At 54.5% G+C, this 15882-nt stretch carries 16 protein-coding genes; 7 read left to right on the top strand and 9 right to left on the bottom strand.

The features are described 5' to 3' along the window. Nucleotides 1-19 precede the first annotated feature (19 nt). The 3 genes from truC to syd form a co-directional block, all read right to left on the bottom strand. Nucleotides 20-796, bottom strand: a complete 777-nt coding sequence (truC, locus tag G163CM_RS22780; RefSeq protein WP_231826379.1) for a tRNA pseudouridine(65) synthase TruC — start codon at nucleotides 794-796, stop codon at nucleotides 20-22. Beyond that, nucleotides 796-1125 (bottom strand): YqcC family protein, encoded by a 330-nt coding sequence (locus G163CM_RS22775; protein WP_231826378.1) that lies wholly within the window; start codon nucleotides 1123-1125, stop codon nucleotides 796-798. Before G163CM_RS22775 ends, truC begins: the two co-directional genes overlap by 1 nt. Nucleotides 1126-1810: 685 nt before the next feature. Further along, the gene (gene syd, locus G163CM_RS22770; RefSeq protein ID WP_015963227.1) at nucleotides 1811-2356 is read right to left on the bottom strand and encodes a SecY-interacting protein; all 546 of its coding nucleotides are present in this window, start codon (nucleotides 2354-2356) and stop codon (nucleotides 1811-1813) included. Between the two features lie 68 nt (nucleotides 2357-2424). On the opposite strand from syd, the gene queF reads away from it, so the two are divergent. From queF to xni, 5 genes are all read left to right on the top strand, one after another. Then, a complete protein-coding gene (gene queF, locus G163CM_RS22765) occupies nucleotides 2425-3270 on the top strand; it encodes an NADPH-dependent 7-cyano-7-deazaguanine reductase QueF (RefSeq protein ID WP_231826377.1) in 846 nt (281 codons plus the stop codon). Nucleotides 3271-3405: 135 nt separating this feature from the next. Then, nucleotides 3406-4770, top strand: a complete 1365-nt coding sequence (gene ppnN / locus G163CM_RS22760; RefSeq protein WP_231826376.1) for a nucleotide 5'-monophosphate nucleosidase PpnN — start codon at nucleotides 3406-3408, stop codon at nucleotides 4768-4770. Between the two features lie 564 nt (nucleotides 4771-5334). Beyond that, the gene (locus G163CM_RS22755; RefSeq protein ID WP_231826375.1) at nucleotides 5335-6624 is read left to right on the top strand and encodes an HAAAP family serine/threonine permease; all 1290 of its coding nucleotides are present in this window, start codon (nucleotides 5335-5337) and stop codon (nucleotides 6622-6624) included. Nucleotides 6625-6684: 60 nt separating this feature from the next. After that, on the top strand, nucleotides 6685-8052 hold the full coding sequence (locus G163CM_RS22750; protein ID WP_231826374.1) for an L-serine ammonia-lyase: 1368 nt from the start codon (nucleotides 6685-6687) through the stop codon (nucleotides 8050-8052). A 130-nt stretch (nucleotides 8053-8182) separates the two neighbouring features. Continuing rightward, the gene (gene xni, locus G163CM_RS22745) at nucleotides 8183-8938 is read left to right on the top strand and encodes a flap endonuclease Xni (RefSeq protein ID WP_231826373.1); all 756 of its coding nucleotides are present in this window, start codon (nucleotides 8183-8185) and stop codon (nucleotides 8936-8938) included. A gap of 83 nt (nucleotides 8939-9021) precedes the next feature. Here xni and rlmM read toward each other — a convergent pair whose 3' ends face one another. From rlmM to G163CM_RS22725, 4 genes are all read right to left on the bottom strand, one after another. After that, nucleotides 9022-10122 carry a 23S rRNA (cytidine(2498)-2'-O)-methyltransferase RlmM gene (rlmM, locus tag G163CM_RS22740; protein WP_231826372.1) on the bottom strand — a complete coding sequence of 367 codons (1101 nt, stop codon included), beginning with the start codon at nucleotides 10120-10122 and terminating at the stop codon, nucleotides 9022-9024. Continuing rightward, nucleotides 10115-10510, bottom strand: a complete 396-nt coding sequence (locus G163CM_RS22735) for a DUF423 domain-containing protein (protein WP_108477165.1) — start codon at nucleotides 10508-10510, stop codon at nucleotides 10115-10117. Before G163CM_RS22735 ends, rlmM begins: the two co-directional genes overlap by 8 nt. A gap of 19 nt (nucleotides 10511-10529) precedes the next feature. Beyond that, on the bottom strand, nucleotides 10530-11447 hold the full coding sequence (gene gcvA, locus G163CM_RS22730) for a glycine cleavage system transcriptional regulator GcvA (protein ID WP_015963219.1): 918 nt from the start codon (nucleotides 11445-11447) through the stop codon (nucleotides 10530-10532). Between the two features lie 350 nt (nucleotides 11448-11797). Then, nucleotides 11798-12025: a YgdI/YgdR family lipoprotein gene (locus tag G163CM_RS22725; RefSeq protein ID WP_015963218.1), complete on the bottom strand. Its 228-nt coding sequence runs from the start codon at nucleotides 12023-12025 to the stop codon at nucleotides 11798-11800. 192 nt (nucleotides 12026-12217) lie between these two features. Between G163CM_RS22725 and csdA the strand changes: the two genes are divergently transcribed. Beyond that, the gene (gene csdA / locus G163CM_RS22720) at nucleotides 12218-13426 is read left to right on the top strand and encodes a cysteine desulfurase CsdA (RefSeq protein ID WP_231826371.1); all 1209 of its coding nucleotides are present in this window, start codon (nucleotides 12218-12220) and stop codon (nucleotides 13424-13426) included. Then, nucleotides 13423-13872: a cysteine desulfurase sulfur acceptor subunit CsdE gene (gene csdE, locus G163CM_RS22715; RefSeq protein ID WP_231826370.1), complete on the top strand. Its 450-nt coding sequence runs from the start codon at nucleotides 13423-13425 to the stop codon at nucleotides 13870-13872. Before csdA ends, csdE begins: the two co-directional genes overlap by 4 nt. On the opposite strand, the gene tcdA is transcribed toward csdE, so the two are convergent. Next, the gene (gene tcdA / locus G163CM_RS22710) at nucleotides 13857-14669 is read right to left on the bottom strand and encodes a tRNA cyclic N6-threonylcarbamoyladenosine(37) synthase TcdA (protein WP_231826369.1); all 813 of its coding nucleotides are present in this window, start codon (nucleotides 14667-14669) and stop codon (nucleotides 13857-13859) included. The genes csdE and tcdA overlap by 16 nt on opposite strands. A 114-nt stretch (nucleotides 14670-14783) precedes the next feature. After that, the gene (gene mltA / locus G163CM_RS22705; protein ID WP_231826368.1) at nucleotides 14784-15881 is read right to left on the bottom strand and encodes a murein transglycosylase A; all 1098 of its coding nucleotides are present in this window, start codon (nucleotides 15879-15881) and stop codon (nucleotides 14784-14786) included. Between the last annotated feature and the right edge of the window lies 1 nt (nucleotide 15882).

Genomic DNA, 15882 nt, shown 5'->3' with positions numbered 1-15882 from the left:
TTTAACTCCCTGTTTACTTTCAGATGTTCTCATCCTGACCGCTGTTGGCGACAAACTCAACCCTTTCGTTATCGGGGAGAAGCCCGCGCCAGCCAAAGTGTGACAGGGCCTGCATCCAGGTATCGTCGAACCCAGCGCGCAGCGTAAGGGGTTCGCCGGTAAACGGATGCGTCAGCGAAAGTGAGCTGGCGTGCAGCATCAGACGCTGGCAGCCGAAATGTTCCGCCGCGCTACGGTTCTGACGCAAATCACCATGCTTGCTGTCGCCAAGAATAGGATGGCGCAAATGGGACAAATGGCGGCGCAATTGATGCTTGCGGCCGGTTTTAGGTTCCAGCTCAACCAGCCCGTAACGGGTCGTTGGGTAGCGCCCGGTGGCGATCGGCATTTCGACCGTCGCCAGCCCGCGATAGTGCGTCACCGCTGGCTGCGGATCTTTATTCTCTTTCGCGAATTTATCGGCGATTTTGTCGAGCTCTTCCACCAGCGGGTAATCGAGCACCGCGTCATCCATCAGCCAGCCGCGCACAATCGCATGATAGCACTTCTGCATTTGATGCTGCTCAAACTGCTGAGACAACAAACGCCCCGCCTCGCTGGAAAGGCCCATTAACAGAACGCCGGAGGTCGGGCGATCGAGGCGATGCGCAGTAAACACGTGCTGACCAATCTGGTCGCGCACCGTTTGCATCACCACCACTTTTTCGTCGCGGTCCAGCCAGCTGCGGTGAACCAGCCAGCCGGAAGGTTTGTTGACGGCCACCAGCCACTCATCCTGGTAAATAATTTCCAGCATCAGTTAGCGTCATCGGCAAAAAAGGCGTCGAGCTTGTGCAGCTCGACCAGGATGATATCGCGCTGCGGATGCTGTGCATCCAGCGCCATTTCATAATACGGCGCGATGGCAAAACTTTGCGGCAGCGGCTGGCCGTTATCCAGCAATTGATGCATGCGCGGAATCAATACCCACTGCAACCACTCCAGCGGCTCCAGCGTGTCCATGCAAAAGGGTTGGTCGCTGGCAAATTTGCTTTCATGCGGCGCTTCGTCCTGCCAGTGTTGGTGCAGACGCAGCATCGCTTCGATGGCCTGAAGTTGTTCGCGCAAATTATCGTGAAGGGTCATGGCTACCTCGGTAGAAACAAAATCGCGTGCAGGATACACCAGCCGAACGCAAAACAAAAAAAGGGAGCACTGTATAAACAGTGCTCCCGGTTCGTTTCGCAGCATTCCAGCTACTTTTCGTGCTCCCTGCTCGTCCGTGACAACTTTTCCTGCGGCCTTGCGACCTGTGTTCATCCGTAAACTGTTGCGTCCTGCTCACACCACCCCGATGCGAATCTACCCAATCCCTGAGTATGTCCTGAACTTCTTGCTCCACCAGGCATCCTGTCTGGCTCTCATTCTCCGTCCTGGAGGTGTCCTTTAACGCGTCCTGGCGTTTTCCATTTTGCCTCGTCCTGAAGCCTTTCCTTGTTACACCATCCTGGCGTATCCACTTACCTCATCCTGAGGCCTATCCCTGAAGCACCGTCCTGGTGTGTCCTGTTTGAAGTGTCATCATCCTGATGTTCACTTCACTGTGCGACTCCTTGTCGACGGACATAGAATCGCTTATTCCGCCCCGTCTTACAAGGGCCCTTCAGGCAATCCTGTAAGGACATTTTCATATGAAAGAGCCTAAGAAAAATCTCAATAAGCTGATTTATAAGGAAAACATAATAATCGATCAGTAGCTGTCCTACTTACAGCCCGGCGATCTCCTACAAGGCTTGTAAGAGATCTCTCACAAGCATTCGGGCAAACTGGATTACAAATCGGGGTCTAATTGATTGAGGAAGCTCTCAAGAGAGGGGGCGAGAGTCTGGCGCTTGCGGGTGCCGAGCGTCTCTTTAACCACTTCGCCGGTCAGATTACAGACGGAAATCACGTCCAGTTCACTGTCGAGCGTGGCGATAAACAGCGTCGGCGAAAGCTTCAGGCGTTTCTGAGTAACCAAATGGCCGATCAGATTCTCCTGCACGCGACGAAAATCGTCCGGGCTCCATACCTGTAGCAGCGTCAGTCGTTGTCCGGCAAAACGGGCTTCCATGTCGCCAGCATACTGAGTGGTATAATAAGTATGAAGGGGTGGTTGTACCACAATGTCTAATGCACGTTCAACGCCATTTACATTCTGTTCACCACTAAACGGCAACGGTTGCCAAAAAACCGCGTCGTCGGTGGTATTGACGATGCAGGGAGACGCTACGCCAAACAGCTCTTCGCTGCGCGGCCAGCAGTGATTTTGTTGCTGCCAGGCGTCGCAATAACGTTGGGTAAAGGCTTTAAGCGCTTCTGCGGTCTGATGGTCCACCGATTTCTCTCTTCTGGTTAGTCAGGTTACACTTGGCGCATAGTCTACCTGCTTTATAACGGTGAAACATGTCTTCTTATGAGAATCATCAGGCGCTGACGGGCCTGACGCTTGGTAAATCAACGGATTACCGCGACACTTACGATGCCGGGTTATTACAGGGCGTTCCGCGTAGCCTGAACCGCGATCCGCTGGGCCTGCATGCCGACACGCTGCCGTTCCACGGCGCCGATATCTGGACGCTGTATGAGCTTTCATGGCTTAACGCCAAAGGGCTACCGCAGGTGGCGGTGGGTCACGTTGAGCTGAGCCACACCACCGTCAACCTGGTTGAGTCCAAAAGCTTTAAGCTCTACCTGAACAGTTTTAACCAGACGCGTTTTGGTTCATGGGAAGATGTCCGCCACACGCTGGAGCGCGATCTCAGCGCCTGCGCACAGGGCGACGTCACCGTTTCACTTTATCGTCTGGATGAAATTGAAGGACAGCCTATCGCCCACTTCCACGGCACCTGCATTGATAATCAGGATATCGAGATTGATAACTATCAGTTCAATGCCGATTACCTGCTGAACTCAACCGGCAGCAAGAAAGTGGAAGAGACGCTGGTCAGCCATCTGCTGAAATCCAATTGCCTGATTACCCATCAGCCAGACTGGGGCTCGGTACAAATTGAGTATCGCGGGCCGCAGATAGACCGCGAAAAGCTGCTGCGTTATCTGGTGTCGTTCCGTCATCACAATGAGTTTCACGAGCAGTGCGTCGAGCGTATTTTTAGCGATATTCTGCGCTTCTGTCAGCCGGAAAGCCTGAGCGTCTATGCGCGCTATACCCGTCGCGGCGGGCTGGATATAAACCCGTGGCGTTCTAATACGGACTTTGTGCCGGCGATTGGTCGGCTGGTCAGGCAGTAAGCGCCCCTCCCCGCACAAACCTAAATAATTTCTCAATTTGCAACCATTCTCCCACACAGGATGGTTGTAGTATTCCTACAGGCAAGGCTATTGTAATCAGCAGGGAAGACGATTCTCGTCCCGTAAGGAGCTCACTTGATTACACATATTAGCCCGCTTGGCTCAATGGATATGTTGTCGCAGCTGGAAGTCGATATGCTTAAACGCACGGCCAGCAGCGACCTGTACCATCTGTTTCGTAACTGCTCGCTGGCGGTACTGAATTCAGGCAGCCTGACCGATAACAGTAAAGAACTGCTGTCCCGTTTTGAGAATTTCGATATTAACGTGCTGCGCCGCGAGCGCGGCGTGAAGCTGGAACTCATCAACCCGCCGGAAGAGGCGTTCGTTGATGGCCATATTATTCGCTCGTTGCAAGCGAACCTGTTTGCCGTGCTGCGCGATATCCTGTTCGTTTATGGCCAAATCCACAACACCGTACGCTTCCCGAATCTTGATTTGGAAAGCTCCACGCATATTACCAACCTTGTCTTCAGCATTCTGCGCAACGCCCGTGCGCTGCATGTCGGCGAAGCGCCGAGCATGGTCGTTTGCTGGGGCGGCCACTCCATTAACGAAAACGAATACCTCTACGCGCGTCGCGTGGGGAATCAGCTCGGCCTGCGTGAGCTGAATATCTGCACCGGCTGCGGCCCGGGAGCGATGGAAGCGCCAATGAAAGGCGCGGCGGTTGGTCACGCGCAGCAGCGTTACAAAGAAGGCCGTTTCATCGGCATGACCGAACCGTCAATCATCGCCGCTGAGCCGCCTAACCCGCTGGTTAACGAGCTGATTATTATGCCGGATATCGAAAAACGTCTCGAAGCGTTTGTCCGTATCGCCCACGGCATTATTATCTTCCCCGGCGGTGTTGGTACGGCGGAAGAGCTGCTGTATCTGCTCGGTATTCTGATGAATCCGGCGAATAAAAATCAGGTACTGCCGCTCATCCTCACCGGCCCGAAAGAGAGCGCTGATTACTTCCGCGTGCTGGATGAGTTTATCGTCCATACGCTGGGTGAGAGCGCGCGTCGCCACTACAAAATCATCATCGACGATGCGGCGGAAGTGGCCCGTCAGATGAAGAAAGCGATGCCGCTGGTGAAAGAAAATCGTCGCGATACGGGCGATGCCTACAGCTTCAACTGGTCGATTAAAATCGCGCCGGATCTGCAAATGCCGTTCGATCCGACCCACGAAAACATGGCGAACCTGAAGCTTTATCCGGACCAGCCGGTTGAAGTGCTGGCCGCTGACCTGCGCCGCGCCTTCTCGGGTATCGTCGCCGGTAACGTGAAGGAAGTGGGTATCCGCGCCATCGAAGAGCATGGGCCGTATAAGATCCACGGCGATAAAGAGATGATGCGCCGTATGGACGACCTGTTGCAGGGTTTTGTCGCCCAGCACCGTATGAAGCTGCCAGGTTCCGCTTATATCCCTTGCTACGAAATCATGGCCTGATAAGGCCTCTCACGCCGTCGCCCGCTCGTCGGGCGACTTATCTCCCCTTGCCCATTGAATCCATTAGCATAAAACGCCATCCCGTTACGTTTATCCCCTCACATGTGCTGACGGTGTTGAACAAAAAAATGACAACGTTCCCTTATCGTTAATCACTTCCTATTAATCGTTTGCGTACAATGCAAAGCGTGAATTATTGACAACAAAGATAAATAAACCGTCTAAAACGCTATTTTTGACACTTTTATTAGTGCAAACCGCGTATTTACACTCCTGCCTATTTACCAACCATACTGCTAATGCTAGGTTTCGCGCCCATAAATTTCTGCCCAAATAACAATCACAGGCAGATGAACTGCAAACACAGCGAAGAGGAGTGAATTATTACATTTGGGATCATGATCACTGATAGATTCATCAGTTAAATGTATCTTTCCGCCCCGTCGTAGTGATGGGTGGAAAATCATAAAAAAACCGTCACTGAAAAGATTTCATATTACTGTCGGTCTTAATTCCATTGGATTTAACTAAAAACCGGCAATTTTAGTCCTCCAGGAGATACAGATGGAAAGCACTCAAACCAGCACCATCGCGTCAACACAATCCGCTAGCGGATGGCGCAAAACAGATACCATGTGGATGCTGGGTCTGTACGGTACAGCAATCGGCGCGGGCGTTCTGTTCCTGCCGATCAACGCAGGCGTCGGCGGTATGATCCCGCTGATTATCATGGCAATTCTTGCCTTCCCGATGACTTTCTTCGCACACCGCGGCCTGACCCGCTTCGTGCTGTCCGGTAAAAATCCGGGCGAAGACATCACGGAAGTGGTTGAAGAACACTTCGGCGTGGGCGCAGGTAAACTGATTACCCTGCTCTACTTCTTCGCAATCTACCCGATTCTGTTGGTTTACAGCGTCGCTATCACCAACACCGTAGAAAGCTTCATGACGCACCAGCTGCAGATGACTGCGCCGCCGCGTGCGATTCTGTCGCTGATTCTGATCGTCGGTATGATGACCATCGTTCGCTTCGGTGAGCAGATGATTGTTAAGGCGATGAGTATCCTGGTGTTCCCGTTCGTTGCAGCCCTGATGCTACTGGCTCTGTACCTCATCCCTCAGTGGAGCGGTGCGGCGCTGGAAACCCTGTCCTTTAGCTCTGCCTCCTCTACCGGCAACGGTCTGTGGATGACGCTGTGGCTGGCTATCCCGGTCATGGTCTTCTCCTTCAACCACTCGCCGATCATCTCCTCTTTCGCCGTCGCGAAACGTGAAGAATACGGTCAGGGTGCTGAGAAGAAATGTTCTAAAATCCTGGCATGCGCACACGTCATGATGGTGCTGACGGTCATGTTCTTCGTCTTCAGCTGCGTACTGAGCCTGACGCCGGCAGACCTGGCGGCAGCGAAAGCACAGAACATCTCGATTCTGTCTTACCTGGCGAACCACTTTAACGTCTCCTTCATCGAATGGATGGCGCCAATCATCGCGATTATCGCTATCACGAAATCGTTCCTGGGCCACTACCTGGGCGCACGTGAAGGCTTCAACGGGATGGTGATTAAGTCTCTGCGTGGCAAAGGCAAATCCATCGAAATCAACAAACTGAACAAAATCACTGCGCTGTTCATGCTGGTTACCACCTGGATTGTGGCGACCCTGAACCCAAGCATCCTGGGTATGATTGAAACCCTGGGCGGCCCGATTATCGCGATGATTCTGTTCCTGATGCCGATGTATGCAATTCAGAAAGTACCGGCGATGCGTAAATACAGCGGCCACATCAGCAACGTCTTCGTTGTGGTTATGGGTCTGATTGCTATCTCCGCTATCTTCTACTCTCTGTTCAGCTAATATCCCCCGCGCCGCCTTCGGGCGGCGCGTCTCTTCTTCTCCTACAGCAATGGATGCATCATGATCAGCGTATTCGATATTTTCAAAATCGGCATTGGTCCCTCCAGCTCTCATACTGTCGGGCCAATGAAAGCAGGCAAACAATTCACGGACGACTTGATTGCGCGTGGGATCCTGACCGACATCACCCGCGTCGTCGTCGATGTATATGGCTCACTCTCCCTCACCGGGAAAGGCCACCATACCGATATCGCCATCATCATGGGCCTGGCGGGTAACCTGCCGGACACCGTCGATATCGACAGCATTCCTGGCTTTATCCAGGACGTGAATACCCACGGTCGTTTACTGCTGGCAAACGGCCAGCACGAAGTGGAGTTCCCGGTTGATAAGTGCATGAACTTCCATGCCGACAACCTCTCTTTGCACGAAAACGGCATGCGCATCACCGCACTGGTGGGCGAAAAAGCGGTTTACAGCAAAACCTATTATTCCATCGGCGGTGGCTTTATCGTCGATGAAGAGCATTTCGGTCAGCAGACTGAAGCACCGGTCGCCGTACCTTATCCGTACAGCAGCGCAGCAGATTTGCAGCGTCATTGCAGCGAGACGGGCCTTTCCCTCTCAGGCCTGATGATGCAGAACGAACTGGCGCTGCACAGCAAAGAAGAGCTGGAAAAGCACTTTGCTGACGTCTGGGCGGTTATGAAAGGCGGCATCGAACATGGCACCACTACCGAAGGCGTGCTGCCGGGTAAACTGCGCGTGCCGCGCCGTGCCTCCGCGCTGCGCCGCATGCTGGTCAGCCAGGATAAAATCAGCAGCGACCCGATGGCGGTCGTTGACTGGATCAACATGTTCGCGCTGGCGGTAAACGAAGAAAACGCCGCTGGCGGACGCGTGGTGACCGCGCCAACAAACGGCGCCTGCGGGATTGTTCCGGCGGTGCTGGCGTACTACGACAAATTTATCCGTGAAGTGAACGCCAACTCTCTCGCACGCTACCTGCTGGTGGCCAGCGCAATTGGCTCGCTCTACAAAATGAACGCCTCTATTTCCGGCGCGGAAGTGGGCTGTCAGGGCGAAGTGGGCGTGGCCTGTTCCATGGCCGCTGCTGGCCTGGCGGAACTGCTGGGCGGTAGCCCGGCGCAGGTGTGTATTGCCGCTGAAATCGGCATGGAGCATAACCTCGGTTTAACCTGCGACCCGGTTGCCGGTCAGGTTCAGGTGCCGTGCATCGAGCGTAACGCGATTGCCTCTGTCAAAGCGGTCAACGCAGCCCGTATGGCGCTGCGCCGTACCAGCGAGCCGCGCGTATGCCTCGATAAGGTCATCGAAACCATGTATGAAACAGGCAAAGACATGAACGCCAAGTACCGCGAAACCTCCCGCGGCGGCCTGGCGATGAAAGTGGTTGCCTGCGATTAATCCCTCCAACTGCCCGGTGGCACGCTGCGCCGGGCAGTTTTTTGCGAGTCTCCTTCCTGATTTTTTATCCCGCGTAGCCTCCCCCTGATGCAAATGTTACCCTAGCCTCAATTGTTACAAGGAGGTCCCGGTGTCCGTTCATCTGCTTATCGTCGACGCACTCAATTTGATTCGCCGCATTCATGCCGTGCAGGGCTCCCCCTGCGGTGAAACATGCCTGCGGGCGCTGGAGCAACTGATTGCCCACAGCCAGCCCACGCATGTAGTCGCCGTATTTGATGATGAAGAGCGGGGCCAGGGTTGGCGGCACCAGCGTCTTCCCGACTATAAAGCAGGCCGTGCGCCAATGCCGGACACGCTGGTAGAAGAGATGCCCGCATTGCGTGCGGCGTTCGAACAGCGCGGCTTCCGGTGCTGGGCGCTACCGGGCAGCGAAGCCGACGACCTTGCCGCGACGCTTGCCGTGAAAGTGGCCCAGGCCGGGCATCAGGCAACCATTGTGTCAACGGATAAAGGCTACTGCCAGTTACTTTCACCCACCATTCGCATTCGTGATTACTTCCAGAAACGCTGGCTGGATGCACCGTTTATCGCCAACGAATTTGGCGTAACGCCGGAACAGCTGCCGGACTACTGGGGGCTGGCGGGGATCAGCAGTTCAAAAGTACCGGGCGTTGCGGGAATCGGGCCGAAGAGTGCCACGCAGTTGTTGAATGAGTTCGGTTCGCTGGAAGGCATTTACGCGCAGTTGGATAACGTGCCGGAGAAGTGGCGCAAAAAGCTCGAAGAGCATAAAGAGATGGCGTTTATCTGCCGTGAGGTTGCGCGGCTGGAGACGAATTTACAGCTCGATGGGAATTTGCAGCAATTGCGGTTGATGCGCTAAGGCATGCCTGATGGCGCTACGCTTATCAGGCCTACGCGCGAGGTAGGCCTGATAAGGCGAAGCCGCCATCCGGCGTTCAGGCCTTACCGCTCGTCCCGACGTCCACCGACCGCTGCCCACCAGCGACGCACGTGGACCGTCACTTCTTCGCGGTCGTGATACAGCTGACGCGCCTGAATCTCTGCATTAATGCCGTGTTCTTGCAGCGCCTGCTCAATGTGCGCCAGGTTTGACGACACCTCTTCATAGCGTTTTTTCATCGGCAGCTTAAGGTTGAAGATGGTTTCGCGACACCAGCCATTTACCAGCCACTGCGCCATCAGCGCGGCGACTTTCGCCGGCTTCTCGACCATATCGCACACCATCCACGAGATGTTGTTGCGGTTCGGACGATAGCGGAAACCATCTTCGCGCAGCCAGGTCACCTGCCCGGTATCCATCAGGCTTTGCGCCATCGGGCCGTTATCGACCGATGAAACCCACATGTTGCGTTTCACCAGCTGATAGGTCCAGCCGCCAGGGCATGCCCCGAGGTCAACCGCGTACATCCCATTAGCCAGGCGCTCATCCCACTCATCGGCGGGAATAAAGACGTGGAACGCCTCTTCCAGTTTCAGGGTTGAACGGCTTGGCGCATCGGATGGGAACTTCAGGCGCGGGATGCCCATATAGAACGGGGAATTATTAGTGCTGTAGGAATAACCTGTGTAGCAACAACCCGGCGCGATAAAGAACACATGCACCACCGGGCGCTTCGGCGTGTCGTATTTGGCTAATACGCCTACCTCACGCAGTGCCGAACGCAGCGGTACGGTGAACTTGCGGCAGAACTTCATCAGCTCTTTGCTTTCGTTAGTATCGGCCACTTCCACGCGCAGATCGCCGCCTTTCTCGACCACGCCCTGCAGCATACCGACAACCGGGGTAATACGGTCTTCCGGCGGCAAATCTTTTAGCAGTTCACCCACGACTATCATTTGACGCGCGAAAATCAGTGAGCTAAAAGGCAATTCGCGGGCCAGTTTATCGGCCTCGCCTTCCTGATAACACTCAAAAATCACATAGCCCGAGTTATCTTTTACTCGCGCAAAACCAAAGACTTCGCGGCGCGCGGCTTTATCGGTAATTTCCGCAGCACACTCTTTCTCAAACCCAGGGCGGCAATAGAGCACAACCTTATTCATGAACAACACCCTTACGTTTAAGACGAATAGCGCCGACCAACATCAGCGCCCAACCTGCGAGGAAGCTAACGCCCCCCACCGGAGTAACAAACGCCCACAGGCGTAAATGAGAAAGCGCCAGGCAGTACAGGCTGCCGCTAAATAACACGGTTCCTAAGGCCAGGAAGACGCTGCTCCAGTAGAACCAGATGCTGATGCGACGCTGCATCGCAACGGATAAGCCGAGGATCGCCAGCGTATGGAACGCCTGGTACTCGAGGCCGGTTTGGATCCAGCCCATCTCAACAACACCCAGAGATTTGCTTAACACGTGTGCGCCAAAAGCGCCCAGTGCAACAAAGATAAAACCGCTAATGGCGGCGAAAATCAGCATAAAACGGCTGGTCATGCGATTACCCTAAATTCATTTATTGTTCGTAACGGAAGCGGAATGTCTCTTGTTCATTGGCCGCTTTCGCCAGTATCCATTGCCGGAAGGCAGCTATTTTACCCAGTTCAGCCTGACTGTCATGACAAACCAGATAAAAAGCGTTTTTACTGACCAGGACATCATTAAACGGGCAGACCAGGCGGCCTGCTTCTATTTCCGATTGCGCCATGACGTTATTCGCCAGCGCAACGCCTTGTCCATGAATGGCAGCCTGTAGCACCATCGCGCTATGGCTGAAGATCGGTCCCTGCTGAACGTTGATGTGGTTAAGCCCCAACTGGCGAGTATAGGTTTGCCAGTCGCGACGCGAAGCATCGTGCAATAACGTGTGCTTTGCGAGATCTGCCGGCGTTTTAAGCGCTTTATCGCCCGTCAGCAGCAGCGGTGAGCAAACCGGCAGCAGGTATTCTGCGTACAATTTTTCGACACGCAGCCCCGGCCAGTTGCCGCGACCATAAAAAATAGCCACGTCAACATCGTCAGCCAGCTTGTCTTCCTGACGGTCAACAGCCTGGATTCTGACGTCGATTCCCGGATAAGCTGAGTTAAAGCTTGTAAGACGAGGCACCAACCACTGAATGGCAAAACTGGGCAATAAACTGACAGTCAGCGCCCCTTTTGCACTTCGTGCCTGTAGTTTACGCGTTGCCTCGGTTAATTGCGAAAAGATCTCTTTGATGTCGAGAAAATAGCTCTGCCCCTCTTCCGTCAACAGCAACGATCGATTGCGGCGTCGGAACAGCTTCAGACCCAAAAAATCCTCAAGTGACTTGATTTGGTGGCTTACTGCGGCCTGTGTCACAAAAAGCTCGTCGGCGGCGCGAGTAAAACTTAAATGGCGGGCTGCTGCATCAAATACACGTAATGCATTCAGAGGTGGCAATCGCTTCGACATGGTCCCAGAACCTGAATGTTAATAGGATTTAACAAATAGGAAACAACGTTTAACCTATTAGTTTTTTTTATCTGAGACATTATAAATTGTCCGTTGAGCTTCTACCAGCAAATACCTATAGTGGCGGCACTTCCTGAGCCGGAACGAGAAGCTTTTTTCGGAATGCGTGTTCTGATGGGCTTTTGGCTTACGGTTGTGATGTTGTGTTGTTGTGTTTGCAATTGGTCTGCGATTCAGACCACGGTAGCAACGCTACCCTTTTTCACTTCCTGTACATTTACCCTGTCTGTCCATAGTGATTAATGTAGCACCGCCAAATTGCGGTGCTTTTTTTTGCCTGTAAACCTGACTTAGTCTTCCAGGGCGACCATCTCTTTCACATCGGTACGGTTAATTTGCTGCTTGTTACCGTTGGCATCTTTGTAAGAAATCATCCCGGTTTCGTCATCCGTTTTCGGCTTACCATCAGAGACGATACTACGGCCATCATTCGTGTGCATGACGTAGTTCGGGGAAGAACAGGCGCCCAGGGCAAAGGTCATTACACAAGCTGAAATAATTGCGGCAGTCTTTTTCATCTTCTACTCCTTTAAGCGATTTATGCCAGATAGTTCATATTCCGTAACAGGCAAAAACATTTGCCTAACGTTATTTAGCATATGTCACTGGTCAGATTTCGCCAGGATATCCAGATTATTCTGATGGTTAGCACAAGCCTTGTCACAGGGCCAGTTTTGCGCCACGATCGCACTACTGAACCGAGGAATATCATGAACGCTTTCAACCCCGCGCAGTTTCGCGCCCAGTTCCCTGCTTTGGCCGATGCAGGCGTCTATCTCGATAGCGCCGCGACGGCCCTTAAGCCGCAGGCCGTTATTGAAGCCACGCAACACTTCTATTCGTTAAGCGCGGGCAACGTCCATCGCAGCCAGTTTGCACAAGCGCAAAAGCTCACCGCCCGTTATGAAGCCGCCCGCGATCAAGTTGCAGAGCGCCTGAATGCCCCTTCCGGGAAAAATATCGTCTGGACGCGCGGAACGACAGAAGCCATCAACATGGTGGCGCAGTGCTATGCACGGCCTCGTTTACAGGCAGGCGACGAGATAATCGTCAGCGAAGCAGAGCACCACGCCAACCTGGTGCCGTGGCTGATGGTTGCGCAACAAACCGGGGCGAAAATCGTTAAGCTCCCGCTGGGCAGCGATCTTCTGCCCGATCTCAATCTTCTGCCTTCGCTAATCACACCGCGCAGTAAGTTTCTGGCGCTGGGGCAAATGTCCAACGTGACCGGCGGCTGCCCGGATTTAGCCCGCGCCATTACCCTTGCTCATCAGGCAAATATGGTGGTAATGGTCGATGGCGCACAGGGCGCGGTGCACTGCCCGGCGGATGTGCAACAGCTGGATATCGATTTCTACGCTTTTTCCGGGCATAAACTGTATGGCCCGACAGGTATCGGCGCGCTGTACGGTAAAAGCGACCTGCTCGATGACATGTCGCCATGGCTTGGCGGCGGCAAGATGATCAGTGAAGTCACCTTCGACGGATTTACCACGCAACCGGTACCTTATCGCCTGGAAGCGGGCACGCCAAACGTAGCGGGCGTCATTGGTCTGAGCGCCGCACTGGAGTGGCTTGCGGATATCGATATCGTGCAGGCAGAAAACTGGAGCCGTGGGCTGGCAACGCTTGCGGAAGATGAACTGGCGAAGCGACCGGGGTTCCGTTCCTTCCGCTGTCAGGATTCCAGCCTGCTGGCCTTTGATTTTAAAGGCGTTCACCATAGCGATATGGTTACGCTGCTGGCAGAGTACGGTATCGCCCTGCGTGCCGGGCAGCATTGCGCACAGCCGCTGCTGGCCGCACTCGGCGTAAGCGGCACGCTGCGTGCTTCCTTTGCGCCCTATAATACGCAGGATGACGTTTACGCGCTGGTCAACGCCGTTGATCGGGCGCTCGAATTACTGGTGGATAAATGACAGCTTCCCTACTCGCCGGGCATCCGTTCGGCACAACCGTAACGCCCGATTCGCTGCGCCAGCTTTTTGCACCGTTGCAGCAGTGGGAAGAGAAATACCGACAGGTGATTCTGCTGGGCAAGCAGCTTCCTGCGCTCAGCGACGACCTCAAAGCGCAGGCACGGGAAATCCCCGGCTGCGAAAATCGCGTCTGGCTGGGCTATACGGTCACGCCCTCTGGCTCGATGCATTTCTTTGGCGACAGTGAAGGCAGAATTGTGCGCGGGCTGCTGGCGGTATTGCTGACGGCGGTGGAAGGACGAAGCGCCAGCGATCTGGCCTCTGCCGACCCACTGGCGCTATTTGATGAACTGGGATTACGCGGTCAACTTAGTGCCTCACGCTCGCAGGGCCTGGCGGCACTGAGCGAGGCGGTAACGCAGGCAGCACGTCAGGCGCTGGCCTGACGCTCCGCTTTCGCCATCATTTTTTTCAACGCATGGGATACCGCAACAAAACCAAAGGTTGCGGTGACCATGGTCGCCGCGCCAAAGCCGGAGGCGCAGTCCATTCTTTTTGGCCCTTCTGCCGTGCTTTTCATCGCACACACTGAACCATCCGATTGTGGGTATACCAGCGCTTCGGTGGAAAATACGCAATCCACACCCAACTTGCCTTTACTGTTTTTGACCACGTTGAACTCACTCTTCAGCCGCTCACGCAGTTTCGCTGCCAGCGGATCCTGAATCGTTTTCGCCAGATCGGTCACCTGAATCTGTGTCGGGTCGATTTGCCCGCCCGCCCCGCCGGTGGTCACCAGCGGCACTTTATAACGGCGACAGTAAGCAATCAGCGCCGCTTTCGGCCGCACGCTATCAATGGCATCAATCACGTAGTCATAGCCTGCGCTCATGTACTCTGCGACGTTTTCCGTAGTAACGAAATCATCGATCACCGTGACGCGGCATTCCGGGTTGATTTGGCGGATACGCTCGGCCATCACTTCCGCCTTAGCCTGCCCGACATTGCAAGTCAGCGCATGAAGCTGACGGTTGGTGTTGGTCACACAGACGTCGTCCATATCGATAAGCGTGATTGCTCCAATCCCGGTACGCGCCAGCGCTTCTGCCGCCCAGCAGCCGACGCCGCCAATCCCTACCACGCACACGTGCGCGCCCGCAAAGAGCTGCAACGCTTTTTCACCGTACAACCGCGCCGTGCCGCCAAAACGCTGGCGCCAGGCGTCACTGATGACAACTGACATAGAACCTCGGAGTTGAAAAACAAAAAGAGCGGATTTACCGCCCTTAATACAATACATCCGGCCCACAGATCGTTCGTAGGCCGGATAAGGCGTAGCCGCCATCCGGCAATGCTATCAGCCGCTAAACACGTTCCCCGCACCCGGCGCGGACTTCAGCACCCACACGCGGCCATAGTGATTATACCAGCCTGCGCGGTGTCCGGCATCCGGGCCGATCCCCTGATAGATATCAAAGTGTTGGCCTTTAATCGCCCCGCCCACATCCAGCGCGACCATCAGACGCAGCTCGTACTGACCGTTAAACTTCCCGTTATTGTCGAGCAGCGGCACTTCCGCCAGCAGCGTGGTGCCCGCCGGAACGATGCTACGGTCCGATGCCACAGACGCGCGGCCAATCAGCGGCACCGCACTTGCCCCTTTCACTGGCGCAAACGATTGAGGTTTAAAGAAGACGAACGACGGGTTCTGTTCCAGCAACTCACGCACTTCCGCTTCGCTGTGTTTTTCGCCCCACTCACGGATCGCCTGCATCGACATATCTTCGCGTTTCACTTCCCCGCGGTCGATCAGCACTTTACCGATACTGCGATAAGGCCAGCCATTTTTGCCGGAATAGCTAAAGAAGTTAAGCGGCGAACCGTCGCCAAAATCGATATAGCCGCTGCCCTGCACATCCATAATGAAGTTATCCATCAGCGAGTTGCTGTAGGCAAGGATATAGCTGTCGCTCAGGCCACCGGCATAAATACTGGCACGCGACGGCAGTTTTCCGCGCTTCGGCGGCATGCGGTAAATCGGATACTGGAACTCGCCCTGACGAGTATGGCGCGCCTGAATCACCGGCGTGTAGTAACCGGTAAACTGGACGTTACCGTAGTTATCGGCACCTTCCATTTGCCAGGCGTCGAGACCGAACTGGCGCATGTTGCGCGTATCGCCCCCGGCACGCAGCCACTGCTGCACGGCGTTATACACGTTACTCTGGTTGCCATAAAGGCGCGGCGACGCGCTGCGAATTTGATTAACCTGTTCTGCAAAATCACCGGCGTTGATTGGCGCGCCGACGGCTTCAGGTTGATTGACCAGTGAGAAAGGCTGGGTAAATTTCCCGTCTTTATACTGTTGACCGCGATCGGTCGGTTTGGAAGAACAGGCTGCCAGCATTGCCAGCATTGCGCCCGTCACCACATACTTTGCCCAACGTCCTTTCATG

It is taken from the genome of Pseudocitrobacter corydidari (genome assembly GCF_021172065.1).
Taxonomy (GTDB): domain Bacteria; phylum Pseudomonadota; class Gammaproteobacteria; order Enterobacterales; family Enterobacteriaceae; genus Pseudocitrobacter; species Pseudocitrobacter corydidari.
The sequence above is the reverse complement of the archived record's forward strand: the minus strand, read 5'-3'. Positions and strand labels throughout refer to the sequence as shown.